Here is a 25,642-nt window from a genome sequence, read left to right on the forward strand (position 1 = left end):
GCACCGGCCGGCTCACGCCATCCAGAAGAACACCGCCGTCATCCGCTTCTCCTCCAGCGTCGTACCGCAGTAACCGGTCGCGCTGTGCACGAGGTTGGCGTGGTAGAGCAGCAGCCGGCCCGCGCGGTGCGGGACCCGTACGTCCTCCTCGAAGGCGTCCGGGGCGACGAACCGGGTGCCGAGGGCCTCGACGAGGTTGTGGTGCGGGGCCTGGACGACATTGCCGCCGAGCCGGCCGCCCGGCAGCGACTGCCGGTAGAAGCTGGTCCCGCAGTCCTTGGGCACGCCCGGGTTGAGGTACAGCACGGCCGCGTACCGGCACAGCGCGCGCGAGTCGGAGTGCGGCCGGGGGGTGCTCTCGCCCTCGCCGACGACCTGGACGCAGTTGTGGTTGAGGGTGCCGCCCCCGGGCGCCTGCTGCACCCACAGCCGCCGCGCCCCGGTGGCCTTGCGCACCTGCTGCTCCACCCGGGCGAGTTCGGCGGGCTCCAGACCGGGCATGGTCCGCAGCCCCGGCCAGCTCTCGGAGGTGTACGGGTGTCCTTTGACCCAGTCGTCCCTGGCCAGACACCGCTCGCGGATCGCGGCGATGCCGTCCTCGGGGAGGACGTCGTCCAGGACCCAGTAGTCACGGCCCCGGGTGGGCTTGCGGTAGGGCAGGACGGGGAGGGCGACGGCCCGCCGCGGCTGTGGCATGGACATGAAGCGAATCTAGGCCGGGGCTCCGTCAGTTCTCGCCCGCGATCTGCCCCGGACTGTGCAGAGAACCGGTCAACGGGTCGTCAATCCCGGTCAAGAGATCGTCTGGCGGGGCCGGTCACTCACTGGCCCGCGGGGAGCGGGACGACCTTCCCGTTCTCGTCGACGGTGTGGGTGGTCCAGTACTCGTCCCACTTGTCGCCGACGTACTCCGGGACCTTGCCCTCCGGGTAGCGGACCCAGCCCTCCGGCGGCTCCTGGCCGTCCTTCACGCACAGGCCGCCGCTGCTGTTGACGGCGAGGGCCGGATACTCGCCGTCGCTGCACTGCGCGTCCTGGAACGAGAGCGAGCACGCGGACAGCAGCCCGGCGGCGGTGGCGCAGGCCAGCGCCAGACCCACCAGGGACAGCGGCGACCTACGGCGGACTCGGCTGCTCTTCTGCACGGCTGATCCCTCTCGACGCGCGCCGACCCCTCGTCGGCGTGTGCCCTCAGCCTGCTGGACCCCGGACGCAGGCTCCTGAGTACGCGTACTCAACAGCCGGGGGGCGCCCTACTCGATCCCTGTCCGATCCGTCCGCCTCAGAACCCCTCCCCCAGTACCCGTTCCACCAGCCGGAGTTGGGCGTCGGTCAGCCCGGGGTCGGTGAACTCCACCGGCGGCTGGTCGTCCACGGTCAGCGTGTAGTGGCAGGCGTCGGGCACACCGGGCCCGGACGGGGACGGCCCGCCCGCCGCGGCGAGGACCTCGTACGCGAGCCCTTCGAGCGCGGCCCCGTCGGGCCGGGCGGCGGTGTCCGCCTCGGCCCGGCGGGGCACACCGAGCAGTCCCCCGCTCCTGATCAGCCGGATGTGCATGGCGCCGCCGGTTCAGTGGACGCTCAGACCGACGTCGGACCAGGCCTTGACCACGGACTCCAGCTCCAGCCGGGTGCCGTAGAGCCGCTCGGCCGTGTCCTTCGTCGCCTGCGCGAACTCCTGGAAGTCGCAGTTCTCGGAGAGACCCCCGGAGGTGAGCGTCTCGTACCAGATGCGTCCCGCCCGCTCCCAGGCGTGGCCGCCGATGGCGATCGCGGTCAGATAGAAGGCGTGGTTCGGGATGCCGGAGTTGATGTGCACCCCGCCGTTGTCGGCGTCGCCCTCGACGTAGTGGGTCATATGGCTGGGCTGCGGATCCTTGCCGCCCAGCAGCGGGTCGTCGAAGCCGGTCCCCGGCTCCTTCATCGACCGCAGTGCCTGCCCCCGTATCTGCGGGGTGAACAGACCCGCGCCGATCAGCCAGTCGGCCTGGTCGGCGGTCTGGTGCCGGTCGTACTGCTTGACCAGGGAGCCGAAGACGTCCGAGACCGACTCGTTGAGTGCGCCGGACTGGTCCTGGTAGATGAGACCGGCGGTGTACTGCGTGACGCCGTGGGTGAGTTCGTGGCCGATGATGTCGACCGAGATGGTGAAGTCGTTGAACACGACGGCGTCTCCGTCGCCGAAGACCATCCGCTCGCCGTCCCAGAAAGCGTTGTTGAAACGGCGACGGTAGTGGGCCGTCGCGTCCAGCGGCAGATTGGCGTCGTCGATCGAGTACCGGCGGTAGGCCTCCTTGTAGAGCGTGAAGGTCGTACCGAGGCTCTCGTACGCGCGGTTGACCGTGCCGTCCAGGGACGGGTCGCCGCCCTCCCGGCGGACCAGGTCGCCGGGGAGCGCGAGGGTGTGGTGGGTGTCGTACAGCGTCCGGTCCAGGACGAACTCGGTGGGCGTGGCGGGGGAGACCAGACTGGGCGTCGCGATCCGGTTCTGCCGGAAGTCGGCTTCGACGGCCAGCGTGTTCTGCGCGGCCTCCCGGACGTGCGCGTTGTCGGCCTCGGTGAGCTTCTCGAGGACGAACGGCGGCAGGATGCCGCAGACGGGGCGCGTGGGGCGCATGGGGGGTCCCTCCTTGGAAGAGGGCTTGGACAACGGGGTGATGGGCCACGAGTCCCCGGCGCGGGGACCCGGAGCCGGGGCCGCGTGACTCACGCGGGCCGAACGAGTCCCATGCCTCTCATTCTGCGCCCGGGGGCGGTCTCCCGCACGCCGGACGGGTGACGGCGCCTCAGATCTGCGGGTGTGGGCCGCCTCAGTACCGCACCGCCCGTGCCACCTCCGCCTTCACCGTGCCGGACAGGTCGCGGTTGCTGCGGGCCGTCCCCGTGCCGGTCTTCCCGGCGGCCACGTCGGAGACGGTGACCACGACCGTGTCGAGGCGGTTGCCGTCGCTGTCGGTGAAGTCGACCTGGACGGCGAAGGACTTGGTGGAGTCGGCGGTGTTGGTGACGGTGACGTCGACCGTGGCGCGGCCCTGGTCGGTGCCGGGTGTGCCGAGCTTCGCGTCGGACTTCACGTCGACGCCGTTCTTGATCTCTTCCAGTTCCTTGTTCGCCTCGGCCGTGGCCGACGCGAACGCCGACGCCGCCTCGGAGGCCAGGGAGGACGCGGCCGCCGTGGCCTCGGCGCCCAGCGACTCCGCCGCGGAGGCGGCGATGCTGGCGGCCTTGCTGGCGGCCGACGACACCGACGAGGGGGTGTTGTCGTCGGAGCAGCCGGTCAGGCCGGCGGCGCAGCAGATGGCCGCCGCCGTCAGCAGCACGCCCTTGGTGCGCGGCATCTCGCCTCCAGGTGTGTCCGAGCAGGGTCTCCTTCCAGTGAAGGGGCGGCCGGTGCGCCGCGCATGCCGGGTCACCCGGACGGATGGCGCGGGAGCACCGGGCAGGGCGCCCGGGTCAGCGTCCCGCCTTCTTGTACCGGCGCATCAGCTCCACGATCCGCGCCTGCTCGGCGCCCGCGTTCAGCGCTGTCAGCAGGTCGTCCGGGCACAGCTCGTAGAAGTCGCCCCAGTGGCCCCGGCGCCGGTTGTCCCAGATGCGGTAGCCCCCCGGAACGCCCCGGGCGACATAGCGCCGTCTGCTCAATCCCTCTCCCCTCCCCCGTGCGCGGTATCCGCAGTGTCCTTCACGCCCTTCATCCCTCGCGCGGATTTTCGAGGCCCGTCGCCCTCCCCGGTGACACCTACGCACCCTTCACGCTCGGCGATCATGTGCTTACGCTGTGATGGTTGATGGGTGGATCGGTGGAGAGCGTGTGCGGGAGTGGCATGGGATTCGGCTTCGGTCAGCGGCGCGGCGGGCAACTCCCCGTGGAGATCACCAGTTTCGTGGGCAGGGCCGAGGAACTCGCCCTGATCAAGGACGCGGTGGGGCGCTTCCGGCTCGTCACCCTGGTCGGCCCGGGGGGTGTCGGCAAGAGCCGTACGGCGCTCCGGGCGGCCGGGGTCTCGGCGGCGCGGTTCGCGGACGGCGTCTGGCTGGTGGAGCTGTCCGCGCTGCACGACCCGGAGCTGGTGCCGGCCACCCTCGCCGGGGTGCTGGAGCTGCCCGAGCAGCCGGGGATGACCCCGCTGGACGCGGTGGTGGAGCATCTGCGGGAGCGGCGGATGCTGCTGGTGCTGGACACCTGTGAGCATCTGGTCGACGCCTGCGCGATGCTCTGCGACATCCTGCTGCGGGAGGCGCCGGGGCTGACGGTGCTGGCCACCAGCCGTCAGCCGCTCGACGTGCCCGGCGAGCACTGCGTCCCGATCGCCCCGCTGAGCAGGCAGGACGCGCTGGAGCTGTTTCTGCTGCGGGCCGGTGCCGTCACCACCCTGGGCGAGGACGACCGGCCTCGCACCCTCGCGCTCGTCGACCGCCTCGACGGTATGCCGCTCGCCCTGGAACTGGCGGCCGTACGGCTGCGCGCGGTGCCGCTCGGCGAGCTGGTGGCGCGGCTGGGCCGGCGGTTCGAGGTGCTGACCGGGGGCCGCCGTACCGCGCTGACCCGGCACCAGACCCTGCGGACGGCCATCGACTGGTCCTACGACCTGTGCACCCCGCAGGAGCGGCTGCTGTGGGCGCGGCTGTCGGTGTTCGCGGGCTCCTTCGAGCTGTCGGCGGCCGAAGCGGTGTGCGGGGGCAGGGAGTTACCGCGGGCGGAGGTGGTGGGCGCGCTGATCGGGCTGGTCGACAAGTCCGTGGTGCAGCGCATCGGGGAGGACGGCGGGCGCTACCGGCTGCTGGACACCATCCGGGAGTACGGTGCCGGGCGCCCGGCCGGGGCGGAGGGCGCCGCCGACGCCGTACGGGAGCGGCACTTCGCCCATTACGAGCGGCTGGTGGCGCGGTTCTGGGACGAGTTCCTCAGCCCGGCGCAGGTCGCGCTGCACCGGGCGGTGCGGGAGGAGATCGCCGATGTGCGGGCCGCCCTGGAGTACGGGTGCGCGCAGCCGGGGCGGGCGGTTCGGGCGCTGTGGCTGGCGACGCGGCTCGGGCCGTACTGGCGGGCGGCGGGCACCCTGTCGGAGGGCCGGCACTGGATCGACAAGGCGCTGGAGCCGGTCACGGAGGACTGTCCGGAGCGGGCCTGGGCGCTGCTGATGACCGGGATCTTCGGGGTGTGGACGGCGGATCTGGAGACGGCGCTGGAGCGCTTCCCGCAGGCGCACGAGGTGGCGCGCCGGGTGGGGGAGTCGCGGGTGGAGCTGTCGGCGCAGGCGTACCTCGGGGCGATGACGGCCTTCGGCGGGGCGGTGGAGCAGGGGCTCGCCGAGGTGGAGTCGGCCCGGCTGCGGATCGTGGCCTCCGGGGACCGGCTGGGCATCGGGGTCGTGCACTACGAGGCGGCCCTGCTGCGGGCCGTGTTCGGGGACCCGGCGGGCGCGCTGGAGCTGTGTGCGACGGGCCTCGCCCATCTGGAGGAGTGGGGTGAGCGGCAGCTGTACGCGTCGACCGTGACGACGAAGGGCGTCATCCACATGCTGGCCGGTGAGGACGCCGAGGGGGAGGCGTGTCTGCGGCGGGGCCTGGAGGCGGTGAGCGAGATCGGGGAGGTGCTGGTGGCGGCGCTGGCCGTGCTGGGCCTGGCCTGGCACGCGGCCCGGGGCGGCCGGCACGTCCGGGCCTGCTGGCTGCTCGGGTACGCGGAGAACGCGCGCCGGCTGAGCGGGGACCCGGTGGCGCTGCTGCCCCGGCTGGTCGAGGAGCAGGAGGAGGTGCAGCGGGCGGTGCGGGAGGCGCTCGGCCCGGAGGCGTTCGAGCGGTGGCGGGAGACGGGGGCGCGGATGTCGGGGCAGGAGGTGCTGGAGGCGGTCCGCGCGGACGCGGAGGTTCCGGAAGGCCCTTCGGCCCCGGTACGGCCCCCCGCTCCCCGCAACCCCGTTCGCCCGGCCGACTCCCTCACCCGCCGCGAGCGGGAGGTCGCCGCGCTGGTCGCCCGCGGGCTCTCCAACCGGGAGATCGCCGAGCGCCTCGTCATCTCCAAGCGCACGGTGGACGCCCATGTCGAACACATCCTCGCCAAGCTGGGCATCACCTCCCGCACCGAGATCCCGGCGACGGTGACGGGGCCGTAGGCGTACGTAGGTAGAACGGCGGCGGTCTCCTGTGGGGTAGGTGTACCGATCTTCCGCGCACCGGTGTGCGGGGAGCGCGGTGGGCGCGGCAGCCTGGTGGTGCCGCCCGGGGCCGGGACGGGCCGGGGGCCGACAGGCCGAACCCTCGGTCGGCGCTGTCATGGCAGGCGTCCGGCACCGGACCCGCCCCCGGCGGTACGCGGGGCTGCCCCTGGTCGGCGGGGCAGCCCCCACCAGATGTGGTGCGCGTCACATCGGGGGCTGTCACGTCCGGCCCCGCCCCCTTGTCCCCTGGATGCCCCCCCGCAGACAGTGGCCACAGGGAGTGGTCACGATGAACACCCGGCACCGCGTCGTCGTCCTCGGCGCCGGCTGCACCAGACCGCCACCGCCCTCGATCCCGGGGCGCGGACGGTGACCCTCGACTCGGGGACGACCCGGACAGGCTCAGCGGGCTGCGAGAGCCGCCAGCGGGTCCCCGGTGAGCCGGCAGATCCGCCACTCGTCGAGGAACTCCACCCCGAGCGAGCTGTAGAAGTCGACGGTCGGCTCGTTCCAGGCCAGCACCCACCACTCGAAGCGCTCCCAGCCCTCGCGGACACAGGTCGCCGCGAGGGCGGCGAGCAGGGCGATGCCATGACCGGCGCCCCGCGCGTGCGGACGGACGTACAGGTCCTCCAGGTGCAGGGCCCGGGTGCCGGTCCAGGTCGAGAACCGGGGGAACCACAGGGCGAAGCCCACGGCCGCGCCGGTGTCGTCGTCCTCGGCGATCAGGACGTGCGCGGCGGGCCGTTCCCCGAACAGGGCCTCCCGGAGCTGCTCCTCGGTGGCGCGGGCCTCGTGCTCGGCCTTCTCGTAGGCGGCGAGTTCGCGGATCAGGGCGCGGATCTCGGGGACGTCGTCGGCGGTGGCGGCTCGGATCATGCGCGGAGCATGGGCCAGGGGCGCGGCCGCTGTCCACGGCGTTTCACCCGCCGAGCCGGACGTCCTTCTTCCGCAGCCAGGGCAGGGGCGGTACCGACGAGCCGAGGTACGGCGTCATCCGCACCTCGAAGTGCAGATGCGGGCCGGTGACGTTGCCGGTGGCGCCGGAGAGGCCGAGCCGGGTGCCGGGGAAGACGCGGTCGCCGCGGCGGACGTCGATCCGGGAGAGGTGCGCGTACTGGGTGAAGAAGCCGCCGGGGTGCCGGACGACGACCTGGTTGCCGAAGCCGTCGCCGCAGGTGGTGGCCTGGACCGTGCCCGGCCCGACGGAGTACACGGGGGTGTCGGTGGGGACCGCGAAGTCCTGTCCGGTGTGGCGGTGGGCCCAACGGTCGCCCTTGGCCGCGTACCCGGCCGAGAGCCAGTAGCCGCGGGTCGGCGCGGTCCAGGGGCCCCCGGTGCGGTGGTGGGGCTCCCGGCCGCGCCGGGCGACGGGGCAGTGGCCGGCGCGGCCGGAGGGGTCCACGGCGACCGGGTCACCGCTGCCTCTGCTGTCCTGGGGGCCGCTTCCGGCGCCGGACGGTACGGCGGTGAGCAGGACCAGGAGGGCCGACAGTCCGGCGGTCGCCGTAGCGAGGGAGTGTGCTCGTCGCATTGTGTGATCATCGAACCGACGAGGGGTGAGGGGCGGGGCACGCCACCCGACACCCGCCGGTTTTCCGTAGGATTTCAGCCGGACGGCTCCGCCAGCAGCCTGCGGTACACCTGCGACGACCTCGGATTCGCCGGGCACTGCCACACACCGTGCGGACAGTAGTCGCTGATCGTCTGGTACAGCGGCCGCTGCCGGGCGAACCAGGTGAGCATGGAGCGGACGTACGCCGGGTTGTCGCCGTTGCGGAACAGCCCCCACTCCGGGTACGAGAATTCCTTGTGGTGCGCCCGCGCGAACCGCACGTGCTCGGCGAGGCCGTACGGCTCATGGACCTGTTCGTCGAAGGACATGCCGCGCGGCTGGTCGTAGGCGTCCATGCCGATCACGTCGACGTACCGGTCGCCCGGGTAGCAGGCCGGCCACGGGATGGCGTCCCGCCCGCGGTTCGGCGCGAACTCGAACCGGAACCGCTGCCCCGGCACCGACCGCATGGTCTCCACGATCCGCACCCAGAACGCCTTCCAGGCCTCGGGATCGGGCCCGCAGCGGTGGGTGTAGGTGATCCCGTTCATCTCCCAGCCCACCACCAGCACGGTGTCCGGGATGCCGAGCGAGACCAGCCGGCGGGCCAGCGTGCGGAAGTGCCCGTCGTACGCGCCGTCCGCCCCGTTGCGCAGCAGCCTGCGCACCCTGCGGTCGGACAGATGCGCCTCCGCGCGGTCCAGCATCGGCACGTTCAGCACGAACAGCCGGTCCGCGCGGGCCCGGCGCCACTGCGCCCAGTGGTGGAGATCGCCGGGCTCCCCCTCGATATGGCCCCAGTGGTCCCCCGCCAGATAGGCGTGCCCGACCCGGGGCGTGGCCGGCCCCAGCCAGCCGTCCAGCTCGGAGACCCGCCGCACGCCGTCCGAGCCGTAGCCGACGTAGGCACCGAAGGGCGAGGGCGGCGGCCCGCCGGCCGTCTTCCCGTCGGGCACCCCCGCCGCCCACTCCCCGTCGCGGACGCACGCGGGCCCGGCGAGCAGGACGAGGACGACCAGAAGGAGCGTCAGGAAGGGACGGGTGCGGGTGACGGGGCGACGGCGAGGAAAGCTGCGGATCACTGACGGGGGCACCGGTTCAGGATGACCGCCCACCCCCCACCGGCAACCCGGATTCACTCGCGAACCACCCGTACCGGGGACGAGGTTCCCGCACCAGGAAGACATCCACGGAGTCCTCCCGCTCGAACACGAAACCGTGCCGCTCGTACAGCCGCCGGGCGGCACTGCCCCTCAGGACGTCCAGCCGCACCCGCCGCCCGTCGCGGTCGGCGTCCCGAAGCAGCCGCTCCAGCAGCGCGGTCCCGATGCCCCGCCCCTGCACCCGCGGGTCGAGATAGAAGTGCTCCAGCCAGTCCGCGTCCTCGGCCGGCCGCAGCGCCACACACCCCACCACCGTGCCGTCCGCCTCCTCCACGACCAGCGTGTGCCCGGGCGCCCAGGCGTCCCGCAGCCGCTGCCGCACCCGGTGCTCGTCGTACCGCCCGAGCCGCTCCAGATCCCCGCGCATCGCCACCGCCCGCACCTCGGCGACGGCCTCCAGATCCGCCGCGGTCGCCTGCCGCGTCCGCCACTCAGTCATGCGGCGATGCTACGAGCCGGCGGTCGGCAACCCATGGGCCGGTCGGCGGCAACGGACCAGTGAACGGCCAGTACGCGCATCCGTTCCCCCCACAAGGAGCCAACCATGCGCAGAAACCGCAGGCACCGCACGCGCCCCAGGCACCTGGCACGACTGTTCACCGTCCTCGCGGCCCTCGCCGCCCTCCTCCACGCGACCGGCGTCGCGGCGCCGCGCGCCGAGGCCGCCGACGAGTGGAACCCGCCCGCCACCCTCGTCCAGCCCCTGAACGAGGTCTGGAACCACGTCTCCACCACCTACCCCGACCTCTACGGCTTCCGCAACTACGGCTGGGACCAGGTCATGGCCAACCGCGGCAGCATCAACTACTGCGTCCGCTGGGAGTCCGACGCCCCCGTCAGCACCGCCCTGCGCGACCGGATCCACACGGCGCTGAAGAAGCAGTTCGCGAAGTGGATGGCGGCCCAGACGGAGAACGGCCGGGCCTACGACAACTGGCCCTACACCACGGTCCCGGTGAACATCGTCGGCTGGGCGGTCAAGAACCGCTCCACCCTCCAGTGGACCGACACCTCCGTCGACGTCTACACCAACGTCCTCGACTCGGCCGGCGCCCCGCAGTGCGCCCCCGACTGCGGCCGCTTCTTCCACCAGGACGCCGACTACTCCCGCTGCCCCGGCGGCACCGCCCGCCACTACGACCAGTCCCTCTGGCTCACCAAGGGCTTCCAGGGCGGCGCCGGCGGCGACTGGGGCCAGCGCGTCGGCCAGGAGTACTTCGTGGGCGCTCTCGACCAGGAGAACATCCACATCTACCTGCACGAGGTCGGCCACACCTTCGGCCTCGACGACTTCTACGACTGGACCCCCACGGGCCAGTGCTGCTTCCTCATGAACGCCGGCACCGCCACCCAGATCACCGACTTCGACCAGTGGATGCTCCGGGACTTCTGGCGCCACCTGAAGAGCCGCTACGGCCTCTGAGCGACCCGGCGCCTCGTGATGTCCCGTCAGCGATTCCTTCGTCGATTCCTCGCCAACAGGCAACCCTGACCCGCCCTTTACCTCTCTCACAGGGTGTCCACAGTCCTCGGCCCGTGGGTGCGTGGGGTGTGCCCGTGAGTGTCCGGGCCGGGGGTGTGGGCTGGCCTGTCCGATGCCATGGACCGTGGCACTCGCAGACGAGGAACCGATGACCAGATCGCAACACCGCAAGGGCCTCAAGCGCGGCGCGTTCGCCGCGGGGGCCGCGCTCACCGTCGTCGCCGTCGCCGGGGCCGCCCCCGGCGCCGGTGCGGCGCCGCAGAGCACCGCAGGGAAGCCGAAGCTGAAGCTGATCGCCGCGTCGAACGCGGTGACGCTCGACCGGTACGAGTGGGACGAGGGCTTCCAGCTCGACTTCGACCTCGGCACCTATCTGACCGTCGACAACGCGCCGCTGGAGTTCAAGACCACGCGCAAGTCGTACAAGGACCCGGTGGTCGTGCAGCAGATCCTGCGCAACGGCTCGAAGGTGACGACGAAGAAGCTGCCCGCCGGGCTCGTCAAGGACTTCAAGGGGCTGCCGGACTTCCTGGAGATCTCCGTGAAGAACAGCGCCGGGACGGAGGTGAAGAAGATCAAGAGCACCTTCTGTCCGAACAACGCCTCCGGACGGCTGCGTCCCGACGCGCCCGCCACCTCGCACTATCCGGAGAGCTGCCCGACCAACCCGTTCACGCTGGGTTCGGTGTGGGGTGTGGAGAAGGGCTGGGCGGCCAACACCACCACCCAGGACTACGACCACCCGGTGGACCTGGCGCCCGGTGAGTACACGGCCAAGGTGTCGATCGCGAAGAAGTACCGGGATCTCTTCGGCATCCCCAACGACGCGCCGACCATCAAGGTGACCGTCCGGCAGGTCAGCGACGGGGGCGGGGAAGGCGGCGGGGCCGGGCTGACCCGCGGGTCCATGTCGCACGACATGGCGGGCATGGACCACAGCGGCATGGCCGGGACGGACATGTCCGGTGCCGGGCACCACTACGGGCCGCGCGGCGCCGACGCGCCCGTGCCCTCCGCGCTCTCGCACGCCCTCGAGGACCGCGGTCTCGCCCACCACCTCGGCGACGGCTCCGGTCACACCGACGGCTCGCGCATCGCGCCCGCGCTCAAGGCCAACAGCAAGCGGCCGAGCGGACGTGCGGCGGTGCCCGCGAACGCGCCCAAGCCGGACCTGCGGTCGCTGCCCGCCTGGGACATCGCGATCACCGACGGCGAGGACGGCGACGCCGCCGGCCGCGACTACCTCGCCTTCAGCGCCAACGTCTGGAACGCCGGCCCCGCGCCGCTCGTCGTGGACGGCTTCCGCAAGCCGGGCGCCGACCTGATGGACTCGTACCAGTACTACTACGACGCCAAGGGCAAGCAGATCGGCTACAGCCCCGCCGGCACCATGGAGTGGGACCCGCGGATCGGCCACGAGCACTGGCACTTCACCGACTTCGCCAGCTACCACCTGCTCTCCGCCGACAAGACCGACATCGTCAAGAGCGGCAAGGAGGCCTTCTGCCTCGCCAACACCGACGCCGTCGACTACACGGTGAAGAACGCCAACTGGCACCCGTACAACACCGATCTGTCCACCGCCTGCGGCCAGAAGAGCTCCATCTCCGTCCGCGAGGTCCTCGACGTCGGCTCCGGTGACACCTACACCCAGTACCGTCCGGGCCAGTCCTTCGACATCACGGACCTGGCCAACGGGACGTACTACATCCAGGTGGTCGCCAACCCGGCCAAGCGCCTGAAGGAGACCAACGTCAACAACAACATCTCCTACCGCAAGGTCGTCCTGGGCGGCACGCCCGGTCACCGCACGGTGAAGGTCCCGCCGTACGACCTCATCAACGCACCCTGACACCTTGGGAGTTGGCGGCGGACATGTCAGGATGAGTGTTGTCATGAGTGCCTCGTCCGGACCGTCCGCCGCCGGCCCCTACGACCGGCCGCCCTACCGCGTCCGCACCGACCCGGCCCGCACCGACGGGCCGGGCGAGTGGGCGTTCGACGTGCTGCTGCCGTGGCGGTTGGCCCGGCGGATCTACGGCCCGTTCCGCGTCCTGAAGTTCAGCACGGCCGACCTGGTCGGGCTGGGCGTACCCGGCGGCGCGGTGGCGTCCACCGTCGCCGAGCAGGCCGTCGACCCGCTCATCGAACGGCTGCTGCTGCCCCGCGCGCTGCTCGGGCTCGGTGTCCTCATGGTCGTGGCGGGCCTGTTCACCGGTGAGGGCCTGCGCGGCCCGTTCGAACAGGGCTTCAGCGACGCGCTGCTGATGCTGGCCACGGGCCCGGTCGCGCTGCTCCTGGCCTGCGCCCCACTGGTCGTCCTGGCCCGCCACGGCGCCCGGCTCACGGTGCTCCGCCTGTGCCTGCGCCCCCTCCTGACCGCGCTCCTGACGACCGCGTTCTGCGCCCTGTTCGTGTACTACGCCGTCCACCACAACGACTACGCCGGGTTCGAGACCCTCCCCCAGCTGCTGTTGGGGCTGCTCCTCGTCCCCTGGCTCACGGCCTTCTTCGGCTCCGCCCTCTTCCTCATCCACCGCAACGCCTTCGGCGTCGGCGGTCACCCCCTGGTCCGTCCCCTGGCGAGCGTCCCGCTGGCCTGGCTGACCGCGTTCGCCCACTTCCTCTTCATCGACTACGTCGAGGCCTACCCCGGCTCCCACCCCCTCCCCTCCTACTGGGTGGCCCTCTTCGCGGGCCCGGCGGGCGTGACCGTCACGGCCGTCGTCGAGGTCGTCCTGCTGCGCCGCCGCCACGGTGTCGGCTTCCGCGGCCCGCTGCCCGGCTGGCGTCCCCCGCCGCCCCCGCCGCCCCGGCTCACCGCGGTGCCCCGCGCCCTGGCCGCGCGGGTCCGCGCCGACCTGGCCCGGGGTGCGGCCCCCTACTGGCCGCACTGGACCGACCGCAACGGTGTCGTCTGGGTCGCCACCCCCGTTCTCCACCGCCGTGAACAGGTGATGTGGCCGTACGTGCCCGCCTTCACGGACGTGGCCCGCCCCGCTCTCCGCTCGGACGTCGAGCGCGTCGCGGGCCCCCTCCAGCCCAGGTGACGCAGGTCACATCTGGATCGGTCACACTCGTCCGGGCCGTTCCGTCAGAGAGGTGTAACCAGCCGAGAGCAAGCCCACGAGGGAGATCACCATGGACGCGCGCCTCAACCTCTTCGCCAACCCGGTCGCCGGCAAGTTCACCCGGTACATCAACTCGGCCGGCAAGGTGATCGCCGACTCCACCCTGCCGGCGGCGACCCAGGAGCTGGTGAAGCTCCGCGCCAGCCAGATCAACGGCTGCGGCTTCTGCACCGACATGCACAGCAAGGACGCCGCCCACGCCGGGGAGACCGCCCAGCGCCTGTACCTGGTCGCTGCCTGGCGGGAGGCCAAGGTCTTCACCGAGGCCGAGCGGGCCGCCCTGGAGCTGACCGAGCAGGGCACCCGGATCGCCGACGCGGCGGGCGGTGTCACGGACGCGGCCTGGGAGAACGCGGCCAAGCACTACGACGAGGACCAGCTCGCCGCCCTGGTCTCCCTCATCGCCCTGATCAACGCCTACAACCGCCTCAACGTCGTCGTCCAGCAGCCGGCGGGCGACTACCGGCCGGGCATGTTCGGCTGACGGTCCCGGCTCCGTCAGTAGGCCCTGGCCGAGCAGTAGTTCTTCAGGGTCTTCCCTTTGAACCGGGCGACCTCGACCGAGAACCCGACGATCTGCGCGAGACTGGTGGCGGAGCTCTCCCAGACCGTGGCGGTGTCGTTTCCGCCGTACCAGTGGTGCCACGGCCAGTAGGTGGTCTCACCCGAGGCGTGCGCGGTGACGAGGCGGATGGCCACGTGCCATTTGTCCGCCTTGGTGTCGGCGACGGCCATGCTGACATAGGGAATCGTCTTGTCGTTGTACTCCCACCCGCTGGTGTAGAGACTTCCCGTGGCGCCCGTGGTGCTGCACGACGCGGCGTAGGAGGCGGCACTGGCCGGAGACGTCCCGACCGCCAGGAACAAGCCGGCGGTCAGGGCGAGCAGTCCGGTCCTGGAGCTCTTCTTCATCTGTCTTCTGTCTTCCCAGTCCTCGGTTCGGAGCGCGGGCGGTCCGTTGCGGCAGGCCGTCCGAGCGGCGGCCGGGCCCAGTCTCCCGAGCCGCCTCGGACTGAGGGAGGGGTCCAGTGGGCCCCTGGTTCATGTCCTTCCGTGGTGCCTGCGACGGTGCGCGGGCTCTCGACCCCGGGCTCGGCGGGGCAACCCTCCGGCGCTTCCGTTCGTCTCCTGAGACGTCTGTGCTCGTCGGACGTATTCCTACCTGCGTGTAGTGTTCCGGCGTTCGGCGGTGACCACGCCGGCAACCTGAGCACGGTGTACGGGGTGGAACAGCCGATGCGGAGGGACGGGCGCCGATGAGCGGAACGAGAAGGCGTGGACACGCTCCGACGGGATCGGCCGGCCTGGGCGGCAGAGGCGGTGGCGGCCGTACGAGGCTGACCCGGCGCGGCCGGATCGTCGCCTGGGGCGGCGGGGTGACCGCCATGGTCGTCCTCGCGGTCGGCGGCGTCGGCGCCTGGATCTACCAGGACCTCAACAACAACATCGGACGGGCCGACGTCGACGAGAAGCTCGGCGGGGACCGGCCCGAGAACCTCAGCCCGGGCTCGAAGAACATCCTGCTCGTGGGGTCCGACAGCCGGGACGGCGCCAACGCCAAGTACGGCAAGGACCTGACCACCATGCAGTCGGACACGCTGATGGTGCTGCACATCCCCGCCGACCGCGAGTGGGCGTCGGTGGTCTCCTTCCCGCGGGACTCCTGGGTGGAGATACCTTCCTGCGAGAAGGGCGACGGGGGTACGTCGTCCCCCCACCACTTCAAGATCAACGAGGCGTTCGCGATCGGCGGCAGCGGCGGCGAGGTCGCCGGGGCCGCCGCGTGCAGCATCAAGACCATCGAGGCCAACACCGGTCTGCGCATCGACCACTTCATGTCGATCGACTTCTCCGGCTTCAAGGGCATGGTCGACGCGCTGGAGGGCATCGAGGTCTGTCCCGAGGCGGCCATCCACGACGAGAAGGCCCATCTGGACCTGGAGGCGGGCTGCCAGACGATCAAGGGCGAGAAGGCCCTCGGTTACGTCCGCACCCGCTACAGCGTGGGCGACGGCTCCGACATCGGCCGTATCGGCCGCCAGCAGGAGTTCATGGACGCCATGGCGAAGAAGGCCAAGTCCAAGCTCACGGACGCCGACGCGATGTACGGCTTCCTCCAGTCCGTCACCAAGTCCCTCACCGCCGACACCGATCTGGCCGGCATCGAGCCGCTGTACGGGCTGGCGAACGAGCTGAAGGGCATCGACAGCGACCGGCTGAGCTTCGTCACCGTGCCCAACTACGGGCGGGAGGCCGACCAGCCCACCGACAAGGCGAACGTCGTCTGGCAGTACCCGCAGGCCGCCGATCTGTTCACCTCCCTGGCCCAGGACAAGGAGGTCACCAAGGCGCAGGTGGAGGCCGCGAAGAAGGACGTGGTGTACGCGTCCTCGGTGAAGTTCCAGGTCCTCAACGGCACCGGCATCGGCGGCCGGGCGGCGGCCGTGGCCGAGCGGCTCACCGAGGCCGGCTACAGCCTCGCGAGCACCGGCAACGCGCCGTCGACGGTCACCACGACCACCGTCACCTACCCGGCGGGACTGGAGCGTCAGGCCGCCGCGCTCGCCTCGCGGATCCCGAACGCCCGTGCGGTGCAGGACACCTCGGCGACGGCCGGCGTGGTCACGGTCGTCGTAGGACCGGAACTGAAGGTGGAGGACGTCGCCTGAGTGCTCGGTCGGCTGATCATCGGTGGTCACAGGAACCCCTGAGATGGGGTAAAGTTGATCTCGAGCCGGTCACCGGGAAATAAAAACGGTGAACGACCTCTGCGTTGGTGGTCCAAGGAAAGACGCCCCGCTTCCTGCGGGGAAATGCAGGTGCAAGGCCTGCCCGGCGCTCCGACGACGAGTCCCATCCCGTGTCACACGGGGTGGGACTCGTTCGTTTTCTCCCTGGAGGGCGGCGGTGCGGCGGCCTGCTTATTGCTTGAGTTAGGCAATTATCTGTACTCTGGGGTAATGCCGATACCGCTACCGCAGCCCTCCTCCGACGTGATCGCGATCGAACAGTCCCTGACCCGCATCACCTACCTGGCCGGCCGCGCCCGCCAGCACGAGCGGTTGATGGCCCTCGCCGGATTCCCCCTCGACCGGGCCGCCGTGGCGATCCTGCGCCACCTCGCCGAGGACGAGATGCTGCGCCCCGGCGTCCTCGCCGTCCGCCTGTCCGTGGAGGCCTCCCACGTCACCCGGCAGCTCCGTCAGCTGGAGAAGGCCGGTCACGTCACCCGGGTCCCCGACCCGGAGGACCGCCGCGCCCAGCTCATCCGCCTCACCGACAGCGGCCGCACCGCCGTCCGGCGCATCCGCGCCGCGGGCCTGCGCGGCATGGAGGCGGCCCTCGCCGACTGGGAGCCGGCGGACCTGCACCGGCTGGCCTCGCTCTTCGAACGGTTGGTGAGCGACTTCGTGACGCACGCGGAGGCGGCGGTGGAGGGGTCCTGAGGACCTGAGGACCTGTGGGCGCCGGGGGCCGGGGGCCGTGGTCCGGCCGGGGTCACTCCCCGGCGAGGAAGGAGGCCAGGCCGTCGAGGAAACGGTCCACCTCCTCGACGGTGTTGTAGGGCGCCAGGCCGACCCGAAGGGCCGGGTCCTGGAGCTTCAGGGCGGTGAAGGGCTCGTACGCGTAGAAGGAGCCGGCCGGGGCGAGGACGCCCCGCTCCGCCAGGTGCACCTGGGCCTCGCGGGCGTCGCGGCCTTCGAGGGTCATCAGGAGTGTCGGGGTGCGGTCGGCCGCGACCGAGTGCACGGTGACGGCGTCGCCCAGGGCGCGCAGCCCCTCCTCCAGCCGGGTGCGCAGCACCCCCTCGTGCGCGTGCAGGGCGTCCAGCGAGTGCGTGAGCCGCTCCCGGCGCGTGCTGCCCGGCCCCGGGTCGAGCGCGGCGAGGAAGTCCACCGCGGCGGTGGCGCCCGCCAGGATCTCGTAGGGCAGGGTGCCGAACTCGAAGCGCTCCGGGACGGTGTCGGGGGAGGGCAGGAGCTTGTCCGGGCGCAGGGACGCGAGCAGGTCGGGGTCTCCCCCGAGCACCCCGCAGTGCGGTCCGAGAAACTTGTACGGCGAGCAGACGAACAGGTCGGCGCCGAGCGCGGGGACGTCCACCAGGTGGTGCGCGGCGTAGTGCACGCCGTCCACGTACACCAGGGCGCCGGCCTCGTGCGCCAGATCGGCGATCCTGCGGACGGGGGGCTTGGTGCCCAGCACGTTCGAGGCCGCCGTGACCGCGACCAGCCGCGTCCGCGAGGACAGCGCCCGCTCGAACGAGCCGAGGTCCAGCTCCGCCGTCCCGGCGTCGACCTCGATCCAGCGGACGGTGACCCCGGCGCGCTCGGCGGCCTGGACCCACGGGCGGACGTTGCAGTCGTGGTCCAGCCGGCTGAGGACGATCTCGTCACCGGCCCGCCAGTCCTTGGCCAGGTGGCGGGAGAAGTCGTAGGTGAGCTGGGTGGCGCTGCGCCCGTGCACGACACCGCCCGCGGGTACGCCGAGCAGGTCGGCGTAGGCGGCGCGGAACTCCGTGACGGCGCGCTCGGCGTTCAGCTCGGACGGGCTCACGGTGCCGCGGTTGGAGAGGGGGCCGGTCAGGGTCGCGGCGATGGCGTCGGCGACGGGGCGGGGCGTCTGGGTGCCGCCGGGACCGTCGAAGAAGGCGAGGCCCCCGTCGAGGGAGGGGAAGTGGGCCCGGAGGGCGGTCAGGTCGATGGCCATGGCCTCGGCTTTCGGAGAGTTCCAGTTCTTCCGGCGGGCTTTCCCGACTCTGACACCTGATCCTGGAACACGTAAAGCGAGGGATCGAGAAGGGAAAGTTCACGGTTCATGAAGTCCATGAGGTCCCAGCCGGATCTGAAGCTCCTGGCCACCTTCCTGGCCGTGGTGGACCGCGGTTCCATGGCCGAGGCCGCGGCGGCCCTCGGGTACGTCCCCTCCGCGGTGTCCCAGCACATCGCCGCGCTGGAACGGGACCTGGGTGTGGAGCTGCTGGTCCGTCGTCCGGGCAGCCGGCTGATCCTGACGGCGGCCGGACGCTCGCTGGCACAGGCGGCGCGGAGCCTGTTCGAGGCGACCGCACGCTTCCAGGACGCCGCCGCCCGGATCGCGGACGGCGACATCGCCGAACTCCGCGTAGGCGCCTACCCCAGCGCGATGAGCCACCTTCTCCCCGGCGTCCTGGCGGCGCTCCACCCCCGCCGCCGGGGCGCCCGGATCCGTCTCGTCATCGTGGAGACCCACGAGGGACTCCCGCGGGTCACCTCGGGAGACCTCGACCTGCTCATCGCCTACCGCTACCTCCCCGAGGATCCGCCGACCCCGTCCGCCGACTGGAACGTCACCTCCCTCGGCCACGAGCCCCTGGTCCTCGTCGCGGGCCCGCACCCGGACGCCCGCCCCTGGCAACTGGCGGACTGCCTGACCATGGAATGGACCTCGGGCCACGCCCGCAGCCCCGACCGGCGTCTGCTGCACCGCTGGGCCGGTGAGCTGGGGATCTCCCCCGAGGTGACCCTGGAGACCGAGGACCTGCACAGCATGCTGGCCATGATCGGCGCGGGCCTGGCGGTGGGCCTGATCCCGGCGACGCTCCTCGGCGGGGACGCCGACCGCCCCCACGTGGAACGGGTCGCCCTCCCACCCGGGGCCACCCCCCTCCACCGCGAGATCCTGGCCGTGAGCCGACCGGGCGTCCGGCATCCGGTGGCCGAGGAGTTGCTGGCGCTGCTGGCGGAGGCTCTGCGCGACGCGCAGGCATAGGCGGGCTTCAGTCCTCGGTGGGCTGCCGGAGCATGGCCAGGGTCAGTACGGTGCCGCCGATGCCCCAGCCGCCGTCGGTGACCTCCTCGACCAGGACCATGGTGTTGGCCCGGGCGCGCTCGCCGTAGATCTCGACGTACAGCTCGGTGGTCCGGGTGACGAGGGTCTCCTTCTGCTTCTCGTCGAGGGTTCCGACGGGGACCTTGAAGTTCGCGAACGGCATGGTGGTTCTCCTTCTTCCTGGCACTCTCGTGGCTCCAGCGTGGTGCGGTGCGCCCGCCCCGGCCAGGGCTGTCCCCACCCTGGGGTTGGCGGCCCCTGGTTCGCGTCCGCCGGTGCCGCGACGATGGAGGCGTGAACCACTCCGAACTTGCCGCGTACCTCAAGTCCCGGCGCGATCGGATCCGCCCGCCGGACGTCGGACTGCCCACCGGTCCACGGCGCCGGGTGCCCGGGCTGCGACGCGAGGAGGTCGCCCAGCTGGCCGGGCTGTCGGCGGACTACTACACCGAGCTGGAACGGGGACGCGGCGCCCGGCCCTCGGCCCAGGTGCTGGCCGCGCTGGCCCGGGCGCTCCGGCTGAACGGCGACGAACGCGACCATCTGTTCCACCTCGCCGACCGGCCGGTCCTCCCGGGAGCGCACGGTCCCACCGCGCATGTCCAGCCCGGCCTGCTCGGCCTCCTGGACCAGCTCACCGCCACACCCGCCCAGGTCATCACGGACCTGCACGAGACCCTCGTACAGAATCCGCTGGCCGCCGCACTCGTCGGCCGGGCCCCGGCACCGCGCGGTCCCGAGGCGAGCCTCGTCCACCGATGGTTCACCGATCCGTCGTCCCGGAGCCTGTATCCGCCCGAGGACCACCCCCACCACTCCCGGGTCTTCGTCGCCGACCTCCAGGCGGTCGCGGCCCGGCGCGGCGGCGACCCCGAGGTGCGCCGGATGGTGGCTGTACTGCGCCGACTCAGCCGGGAGTTCGCCACGCTCTGGGACACCCACGACGTCGCCCTCCGCCGCACCGACCACAAACGCATCGTCCATTCGGCCCTGGGCGTCATCGAGTTGGACTGCCACAGCCTGTTCAGTGAGGACGGCCGCCAGCGCCTGCTGTGGTTCAGCGCCCCACCCGGCACGGAGGGCGCGGCCCAGCTGAGCCTGCTCTCGGTGATCGGCACGCAGGACATGGTTGAACCAGGTCCACGGGTGAACGTCCGGTCGCCGGAGAGGCGTTGAACGCGTCCGCTGCTCCGGTGGCCGGTCGTAGCTGTCCAGGGTGGCCTTCGTCGTCGAGGTGTCAGGTGTCCATGAGCCGCAGTTCCCAAGGACCGGTGTTGACGGCGAAAGTCCTTTCGTCCGGCGATGACAGGGACGGTCATGGGGACTTGGCGGTCACCCCGTGACCGGGACCAGGGGGCGGTACCGGACCGGGGTCGGTGTGCGCGTGGTTTCGGGGGTCGTGAAGACCAGCAGGCGCAGGATCAGGAAGCGGCCTGTGCCCGCCAGGGCGGAAGCGCTCAGGTAGACGAGCTGTTCCGTCAGCAGGCCGGGGGACGGCGTGAGCGCGTGCAGGGTGAGGACCGCGATGCTCGTGGCCGCGTAGGCCGCCGCCGCCGAGCCCGCCGACTGCCAGTGGCGGCGCCAGCCCGCGCGGCGGCCGGTGCGGAAGGTGTAGCGGGCGTGCAGTTCGGTGCACAGGAGGGTCGAGGCGATCGTGATCAGGGCGTTCGCCAGGGTCCACGGCATCGACTCCGCCAGCAGGGGGACCGCGAGGCTGCACAGGACTCCGGTGCCGCCGCCGAAGGCGACGAAGCGGATGAAGGAGGCGAACACGGGGGGTCCTTCCGCAGCGGGCGGCGCTTCCATTGCTTAACTCAGGCAACTATAAATCTATTGCTTGAGTTACGCAAGGAATTGCGGGGTGAGAGAAAGGCCGGTCGCGGTGTCCTTCCGCGGCCGGCCCCTTCCCTGCTCGCCTACGACCCGTTCGCGCTCGACGGGCCGAAGAACTCGATCTCCGCCATCGCCACCTGCTTGCTCGCCGACGCCCCGTACGCCGACTCGATCGTGAAGCGGACCTTGGTGACCTCGCCGACCCGGAAGGCGCGGCGCTGGCCGCCCGCCTGCTGGTCGAGGACCAGTTCACGGGTGGCCGTGGTGCCGTCCTTCAGGGTGATCGTCGCCTTCACGCGGTGCGGCAGGGCCGACTCGGTGAGCTGCTCGGCCCGCGTCGAGGTGCCCGGCGTGATGACCAGGTCGAGCAGCCGCGTCGGCTCGTTGAAGCGGGCCTCGATCCACTCGCCCTCGCCCGACTGCGAGACACCCGGACCCCACCAGGTGTTGTTGATCTTGTCGAAGGCCAGGTCGGGCTTGTGCCCGGGGTAGGAGCGGGACGCCGCGTACGTGTCCGGCGACACCGCGGCCCGCTTCGCGAAGTGGTCCTTGGTGGCCTGGATCGCGTCCGGCGCCTTCACCCCGGCGGCGATCAGCAGGGTGAGCACGACCGCGGCCATCACCCAGGTGAGGATCCGGTCGAACGTCCGGCGCAGACGGGGGCGGTCCCCCGCCCACGGCGTCTCGCCGCCCCGCCCGAACAGCCGCCGCCACCACGGCAGCCGGATCGAGGAGCGGTCCTCCAGGGTCATGGGCATCGCGCAGCGCGAGCAGTAGTGCCGGTCGGGCCGGTTCGGCGTGGCGCACCAGGGGCAGGCGATGCCGTTCAGCTCACCCTGCACCGGACCGGGGGCGCGGACCTGCGGCCGGTCCGCCACCGGGACGCCCGGCAGCACCGGCGCCACGGACGGGGGTGCGGGCGCGGGCTCCTCCGGATCGGCGACGGGGACCAGCAGGGAACGGGCCCGGGCCGCCATCGTGTCGCCCAGGGCCGGGGTGGGGGTGGGGGTGGGGGTCGTGGGCGCCGTTCCGCCGGCGCCGGCGTCAGCGGCGGCGGGGGTGGTGTCCGTCGTCGGGGGGAGGGGTGGGAGGGGGGTCTCGGTCGTGTCCTCGTCGTCCTCGTCGTCCCCGTTGTCGGCCCTGTCGTCGTCCTCGTCGTGGGCCGGGGTGTCGGCCGTGCGGGGCTCGCGGGACCGGTCGTCGGCCGCCGGGCGGGCCGGGGAACGGTCCTCGTCCTCGTCGTCGTGGTCGTCCTCGTCGCGGGTGCGGGTCGAGGACGACGGTGCCGCCGCCGTCGTACCGGAGGAGGACGCGGAGGAGGACGCGGAGGACGACGCGCCGCCCGCCGTCCCGGCCCTCGCCGGGGCCCGGTCGCGGTCGCGGTCCGTCCAGCTGAGGACGGCCCCGCACGCGTCGCAGAAGGACTGGCCGGGTTCCGCCCGGGTGCCGCACTCGGCGCAGTTCTGGGTGGTCATCGTCTCTTCGGGGTCCTTTCGGCGACGGTCACCTTGACCGTGTAGGGCATGTGGGCGGGGCGGGCGGCGGCCACGAGGGCGTCCAGGCGGTGTTCGTCCGCCGGGCCGGGGTCGGGCAGACGGACGGTGACGTGGAGGTGGGGGCGGGCGTCGCCGGGGAACGGGCCGAGGGGGCGGGCGCTCCACGCCGAGCCGCCGCTCTCCTCGATCTCCGGCTCCACCCCGAACGCCAGCCGCACGGCCTCGGCCAGCCCCCGGCGGGTGCCGCGCACCCGGTGCAGATACGCGGCCGCGGCGACGGCGGCCCGCAGCCTCGGCTCCGGTTCCGTACCGTCGGTCTCCGCGCCGACCCAGCCGGCCAGCCAGCGGGTGAAGTCGACCGGGGCGAGCGCCGGGTCGAAGTAGGCGGGCAGACAGTCCAGGACGTTGAGGATGGGCGCCATGACGTCGTCCAGCCCGCCCACGAAACGCTGCGCGAGATCGTCGTCCGCGAACACGGCGGGCAGCATCGCCCCGATCGGCGCGGAGGACCCGAGCCCGTCGACGGAACCTCTCACCGGCCACTTCCTTCCCAGGGGACTGCAACACCCTCGAGGGCCCTCACGCCCCGTCCCCGATCACGCGCACCCGATGGTCGTACGAGAAGACGAGCGCCGGCGCCGCCAGATCGATGCGGTCGGTCGCGTCGCCGCGCTTGCCGGTCAGCGGGTCCGCGGGGTGCAGGGTGACCTGGTCGACCAGCTCCACCCCCGGCACCCGCTGGAGCACCGCGAACACCTCACCGGACTGCACCGGACGTCCGAACGGCCAGCCCTTGCCGTCCGCGCCGCCGGTCAGCGGGTCGAGGTGCCGGTAGAGGGCGTCGTGGGCCTGGCGGCGCACCCGGTCGGTGTCGACGCCGCGGAAGGCGTGCACCGTGGCGACCACCGTGATGCCCTGGTAGTACGGCGGGCCGACCGCCAACCGGGTCCCGATCAGGCGGCGTTCGTCCAGGTGCCGCATGATCCGGTCCAACATGGCGTCGCCGGGGACCAGTTGCTCGAAGCGGAGGCGGCCGCCGGGGTCGGGGACGGCCTGGGGGACGACCAGGACCCGTACCGCGTAGGAGCCGTGCTCGTCGGGCTCGCCCTCCAGGCAGGTGATGCGGGCGGTCTCCGGGGCGGCGCGGCGGGCGAGTTCCTCGTAGTCCCGCAGGGTCACGGCCCGTTCCTGGGCGCGCAGGGTGATCGGCGCGCGGAGTTTCGCCTCCTCGACCGTCTCGCCGTCGACGCCGCCGCGCGCCGCCTCCCGGTTGACGACCTCGGAGACGTACGGCACGGAGGTGCGCAGCACCCGCACCGCGCCCCGGGCCACGTTGCCGGACCGGCCGCCGCCGGTGCGGTAGCGGCGGGCCCGGACGAAGGCGCCCTTGGGGGCCACCGCGCCGTACTGGCGCAGGGCGCCGTCGGGTTCGCGGACGGACGGGCCGAAGGCGATCTCGCCGGTGGCGGCGTCGAGGGTGATGTGGCGGTCCTCCGCGCGGGAGGCGGCGAAGTGGGGGACGACCTGCCAGTCCACCCAGCCCTCGTGCTCGGCGGTCTGGAGCAGCACCGGCGGGGTGTCGCCGACGACGGGCGCGTGGGCGAGCCGCAGCCGCTGGCCGGGCAGGCCCGTCGACTCGCCGAGGTTCTCGTCGAGGACGGTCTCGGCGTGGACGGCGGGGGCCGTGCCGCCGACCGTGAAGGCCTCGGCGGAGCGGACCGTCGGGGAGGTGGTGTAGAAGGGCTGGCCGACCAGGGGTTCGGTGACGCGGCAGCGCAGCCAGCCCGCCTCCTGCCCGCCGGAGCGGGACAGGACGTGGCCGCCGGGGATGTGCAGGACGACCTCGCCGGGGCGGTTGAGGCCGCCGGTGCCGTCGCGGTCGACCTCGCAGGGCTGCCAGCCGTCCTCCGTCCACGCCTCCCAGACCAGCGGGGGCTGACGGGGGTCGACGCCGACGCCGTCGACGCGGCTGTCGAGTTCCAGGGCGACCGCGCAGTGCGGGACGGCGGCGCTCAGCCCGAGGAGCATGCAGTCGCCGGGGCGCGGGGCCTCGGCGAAGCACATCACGTCCTTGCCCTCGGTGAGGTCGGTGGTGAGGTCGGTGACCGGCTGGCCCTGCCGCTGTACGACCAGATGCGACAACTCGCTCGGTACGACGGTGAGTTCGCGTTCCGTGGCGAAGACGACCGCCTCCTCGCTCTCCGTGCGGACCGTCGCCACCTCGGTGCCGGTCGGCAGCAGCACCGGCTCCTCCTGGGGCGCCGACAACCAGAAGGTGACCTCGGTGCGGGCCGCGGACGGCGGGAAGAGCCGGATGCCGACCAGGTCCAGGAAGGCGAGATGGTTCTTGTCGGGGACCCGGTTGAGGCGGTACACGATCTGGTCGGCCATGTGCGCGACCGTCTCGACGAGCGTGACGCCCGGGTCGGAGACGTTGTGGTCGGTCCACTCCGGCGCACGCTGCTGGATGTAGCGCTTGGCGTCGTCGACGAACTGCTGGAAGCGGCGGTCGTCCAGGTTGGGGGAGGGCAGGGCCATCAGCGGTCGCTTTCGGAAGCCGTACCGGAGGAGCCGGGCAGACCCGGCTCTTCGTGGGACGGAATGACGTAGAAGGGGAAGACGAGACTGCGCGGGTTGTTGGTCCCGCGGATGGAGTAGCGGACGTCGATCCAGAGCACGCCCTGCTCGGCGCCGGCCGTCACCTCGACGTCGTTGACCTCGATGCGCGGCTCCCAGCGGTCCAGACTGGTGTACACCTCGTGCTGGATACGGCCCGCGGTCGCCTCGTTGACCGGGGCGAACACCAGGTCGTGGATGGCGCAGCCGAACTCCGGGCGCATGGGGCGCTCGCCCGGCGCGGTGGCCAGGATCAGCCGGATCGCCTCCTCGATCTCGCGCTCGCCGCTGACCATGGCGATGCCTCCGGTGGGGCCGATCCGCAGCGGGAACGCCCAGCCCGACCCGACGAATTGTTCGGCCATCAGAGGGCCACCCTTCTCCTGCTTCTTCTGC

Annotated in this window: 27 protein-coding genes; 9 read left to right on the top strand and 18 right to left on the bottom strand. The window is 72.1% G+C overall.

Annotated elements, in window-relative coordinates:
* Positions 1–12: 12 nt before the first annotated feature.
* From ACYQ8Q_RS24215 to ACYQ8Q_RS24240, 6 genes are all read right to left on the bottom strand, one after another.
* Positions 13–702 (bottom strand): DUF6445 family protein, encoded by a 690-nt coding sequence (locus ACYQ8Q_RS24215; protein WP_460067820.1) that lies wholly within the window; start codon positions 700–702, stop codon positions 13–15.
* A gap of 119 nt (positions 703–821) precedes the next feature.
* Entirely contained in the window at positions 822–1,145 is a 324-nt protein-coding gene (locus tag ACYQ8Q_RS24220) for an SCO0607 family lipoprotein (protein WP_460067822.1), read from the bottom strand.
* Positions 1,146–1,282: 137 nt separating this feature from the next.
* The gene (locus tag ACYQ8Q_RS24225) at positions 1,283–1,558 is read right to left on the bottom strand and encodes a protealysin inhibitor emfourin (protein WP_460067823.1); all 276 of its coding nucleotides are present in this window, start codon (positions 1,556–1,558) and stop codon (positions 1,283–1,285) included.
* 12 nt (positions 1,559–1,570) lie between these two features.
* Complete coding sequence (locus tag ACYQ8Q_RS24230) at positions 1,571–2,617, bottom strand: M4 family metallopeptidase (RefSeq protein ID WP_460067824.1); 1,047 nt, start codon at positions 2,615–2,617, stop codon at positions 1,571–1,573.
* A 193-nt stretch (positions 2,618–2,810) separates the two neighbouring features.
* Positions 2,811–3,338, bottom strand: coding sequence for an FxLYD domain-containing protein (locus tag ACYQ8Q_RS24235; RefSeq protein ID WP_460067825.1), 528 nt, complete (start codon positions 3,336–3,338; stop codon positions 2,811–2,813).
* Positions 3,339–3,453: 115 nt separating this feature from the next.
* A complete protein-coding gene (locus ACYQ8Q_RS24240; RefSeq protein WP_460067826.1) occupies positions 3,454–3,642 on the bottom strand; it encodes a hypothetical protein in 189 nt (62 codons plus the stop codon).
* Positions 3,643–3,824: 182 nt separating this feature from the next.
* Here ACYQ8Q_RS24240 and ACYQ8Q_RS24245 point away from each other — a divergent pair, with 182 nt between their 5' ends.
* Positions 3,825–6,116, top strand: coding sequence for a LuxR C-terminal-related transcriptional regulator (locus ACYQ8Q_RS24245; RefSeq protein ID WP_460067827.1), 2,292 nt, complete (start codon positions 3,825–3,827; stop codon positions 6,114–6,116).
* A gap of 447 nt (positions 6,117–6,563) precedes the next feature.
* Here the strand turns inward: ACYQ8Q_RS24245 and ACYQ8Q_RS24250 are convergent, their stop codons facing one another.
* The 4 genes from ACYQ8Q_RS24250 to ACYQ8Q_RS24265 all read right to left on the bottom strand — a co-directional run bounded on the left by ACYQ8Q_RS24250 (position 6,564) and on the right by ACYQ8Q_RS24265 (position 9,318).
* Positions 6,564–7,040, bottom strand: a complete 477-nt coding sequence (locus ACYQ8Q_RS24250) for an N-acetyltransferase family protein (protein WP_460067828.1) — start codon at positions 7,038–7,040, stop codon at positions 6,564–6,566.
* Between the two features lie 43 nt (positions 7,041–7,083).
* A complete protein-coding gene (locus ACYQ8Q_RS24255; RefSeq protein WP_460067829.1) occupies positions 7,084–7,695 on the bottom strand; it encodes a M23 family metallopeptidase in 612 nt (203 codons plus the stop codon).
* A gap of 74 nt (positions 7,696–7,769) precedes the next feature.
* A complete protein-coding gene (locus ACYQ8Q_RS24260; RefSeq protein ID WP_460073467.1) occupies positions 7,770–8,798 on the bottom strand; it encodes a glycoside hydrolase family 26 protein in 1,029 nt (342 codons plus the stop codon).
* Between the two features lie 16 nt (positions 8,799–8,814).
* Positions 8,815–9,318 (bottom strand): N-acetyltransferase family protein, encoded by a 504-nt coding sequence (locus ACYQ8Q_RS24265; protein ID WP_460067830.1) that lies wholly within the window; start codon positions 9,316–9,318, stop codon positions 8,815–8,817.
* A gap of 105 nt (positions 9,319–9,423) precedes the next feature.
* Here ACYQ8Q_RS24265 and ACYQ8Q_RS24270 point away from each other — a divergent pair, with 105 nt between their 5' ends.
* The 4 genes from ACYQ8Q_RS24270 to ACYQ8Q_RS24285 all read left to right on the top strand — a co-directional run bounded on the left by ACYQ8Q_RS24270 (position 9,424) and on the right by ACYQ8Q_RS24285 (position 13,977).
* Positions 9,424–10,302, top strand: a complete 879-nt coding sequence (locus ACYQ8Q_RS24270; protein WP_460067831.1) for a zinc metalloprotease — start codon at positions 9,424–9,426, stop codon at positions 10,300–10,302.
* A 208-nt stretch (positions 10,303–10,510) separates the two neighbouring features.
* A complete protein-coding gene (locus ACYQ8Q_RS24275) occupies positions 10,511–12,214 on the top strand; it encodes a lysyl oxidase family protein (protein WP_460067832.1) in 1,704 nt (567 codons plus the stop codon).
* A gap of 43 nt (positions 12,215–12,257) precedes the next feature.
* The gene (locus ACYQ8Q_RS24280; protein ID WP_460067833.1) at positions 12,258–13,412 is read left to right on the top strand and encodes a hypothetical protein; all 1,155 of its coding nucleotides are present in this window, start codon (positions 12,258–12,260) and stop codon (positions 13,410–13,412) included.
* Between the two features lie 91 nt (positions 13,413–13,503).
* Positions 13,504–13,977: a carboxymuconolactone decarboxylase family protein gene (locus ACYQ8Q_RS24285; protein WP_055635004.1), complete on the top strand. Its 474-nt coding sequence runs from the start codon at positions 13,504–13,506 to the stop codon at positions 13,975–13,977.
* A gap of 14 nt (positions 13,978–13,991) precedes the next feature.
* Here the strand turns inward: ACYQ8Q_RS24285 and ACYQ8Q_RS24290 are convergent, their stop codons facing one another.
* Positions 13,992–14,405 carry a hypothetical protein gene (locus tag ACYQ8Q_RS24290; RefSeq protein ID WP_460067834.1) on the bottom strand — a complete coding sequence of 138 codons (414 nt, stop codon included), beginning with the start codon at positions 14,403–14,405 and terminating at the stop codon, positions 13,992–13,994.
* Between the two features lie 344 nt (positions 14,406–14,749).
* On the opposite strand from ACYQ8Q_RS24290, the gene ACYQ8Q_RS24295 reads away from it, so the two are divergent.
* Positions 14,750–16,162, top strand: a complete 1,413-nt coding sequence (locus ACYQ8Q_RS24295; protein ID WP_460067835.1) for an LCP family protein — start codon at positions 14,750–14,752, stop codon at positions 16,160–16,162.
* Between the two features lie 291 nt (positions 16,163–16,453).
* On the top strand, positions 16,454–16,939 hold the full coding sequence (locus tag ACYQ8Q_RS24300; RefSeq protein WP_460067836.1) for a MarR family winged helix-turn-helix transcriptional regulator: 486 nt from the start codon (positions 16,454–16,456) through the stop codon (positions 16,937–16,939).
* A 52-nt stretch (positions 16,940–16,991) separates the two neighbouring features.
* Here the strand turns inward: ACYQ8Q_RS24300 and ACYQ8Q_RS24305 are convergent, their stop codons facing one another.
* A complete protein-coding gene (locus tag ACYQ8Q_RS24305) occupies positions 16,992–18,200 on the bottom strand; it encodes a cysteine desulfurase-like protein (protein ID WP_460067837.1) in 1,209 nt (402 codons plus the stop codon).
* Between the two features lie 108 nt (positions 18,201–18,308).
* On the opposite strand from ACYQ8Q_RS24305, the gene ACYQ8Q_RS24310 reads away from it, so the two are divergent.
* The gene (locus ACYQ8Q_RS24310; protein WP_460067838.1) at positions 18,309–19,241 is read left to right on the top strand and encodes a LysR family transcriptional regulator; all 933 of its coding nucleotides are present in this window, start codon (positions 18,309–18,311) and stop codon (positions 19,239–19,241) included.
* 7 nt (positions 19,242–19,248) lie between these two features.
* Here ACYQ8Q_RS24310 and ACYQ8Q_RS24315 read toward each other — a convergent pair whose 3' ends face one another.
* Positions 19,249–19,464, bottom strand: coding sequence for a tautomerase family protein (locus tag ACYQ8Q_RS24315; protein WP_460067839.1), 216 nt, complete (start codon positions 19,462–19,464; stop codon positions 19,249–19,251).
* A 131-nt stretch (positions 19,465–19,595) separates the two neighbouring features.
* Here ACYQ8Q_RS24315 and ACYQ8Q_RS24320 point away from each other — a divergent pair, with 131 nt between their 5' ends.
* Entirely contained in the window at positions 19,596–20,477 is an 882-nt protein-coding gene (locus ACYQ8Q_RS24320; RefSeq protein WP_460067840.1) for a helix-turn-helix transcriptional regulator, read from the top strand.
* Between the two features lie 156 nt (positions 20,478–20,633).
* Here the strand turns inward: ACYQ8Q_RS24320 and ACYQ8Q_RS24325 are convergent, their stop codons facing one another.
* The 5 genes from ACYQ8Q_RS24325 to ACYQ8Q_RS24345 all read right to left on the bottom strand — a co-directional run bounded on the left by ACYQ8Q_RS24325 (position 20,634) and on the right by ACYQ8Q_RS24345 (position 25,611).
* Entirely contained in the window at positions 20,634–21,107 is a 474-nt protein-coding gene (locus ACYQ8Q_RS24325; protein WP_460067841.1) for a GtrA family protein, read from the bottom strand.
* A gap of 110 nt (positions 21,108–21,217) precedes the next feature.
* Positions 21,218–22,609: an NADase-type glycan-binding domain-containing protein gene (locus ACYQ8Q_RS24330; RefSeq protein WP_460067842.1), complete on the bottom strand. Its 1,392-nt coding sequence runs from the start codon at positions 22,607–22,609 to the stop codon at positions 21,218–21,220.
* Positions 22,606–23,166, bottom strand: coding sequence for a phage tail protein (locus tag ACYQ8Q_RS24335; protein ID WP_460067843.1), 561 nt, complete (start codon positions 23,164–23,166; stop codon positions 22,606–22,608). Before ACYQ8Q_RS24335 ends, ACYQ8Q_RS24330 begins: the two co-directional genes overlap by 4 nt.
* Before the next feature lie 43 nt (positions 23,167–23,209).
* Positions 23,210–25,168 carry a putative baseplate assembly protein gene (locus ACYQ8Q_RS24340; RefSeq protein WP_460067844.1) on the bottom strand — a complete coding sequence of 653 codons (1,959 nt, stop codon included), beginning with the start codon at positions 25,166–25,168 and terminating at the stop codon, positions 23,210–23,212.
* Entirely contained in the window at positions 25,168–25,611 is a 444-nt protein-coding gene (locus ACYQ8Q_RS24345; RefSeq protein ID WP_055638845.1) for a GPW/gp25 family protein, read from the bottom strand. Before ACYQ8Q_RS24345 ends, ACYQ8Q_RS24340 begins: the two co-directional genes overlap by 1 nt.
* Positions 25,612–25,642 lie beyond the last annotated feature (31 nt).

The sequence above is a fragment of the Streptomyces sp. YKOK-I1 genome (assembly GCF_054660435.1).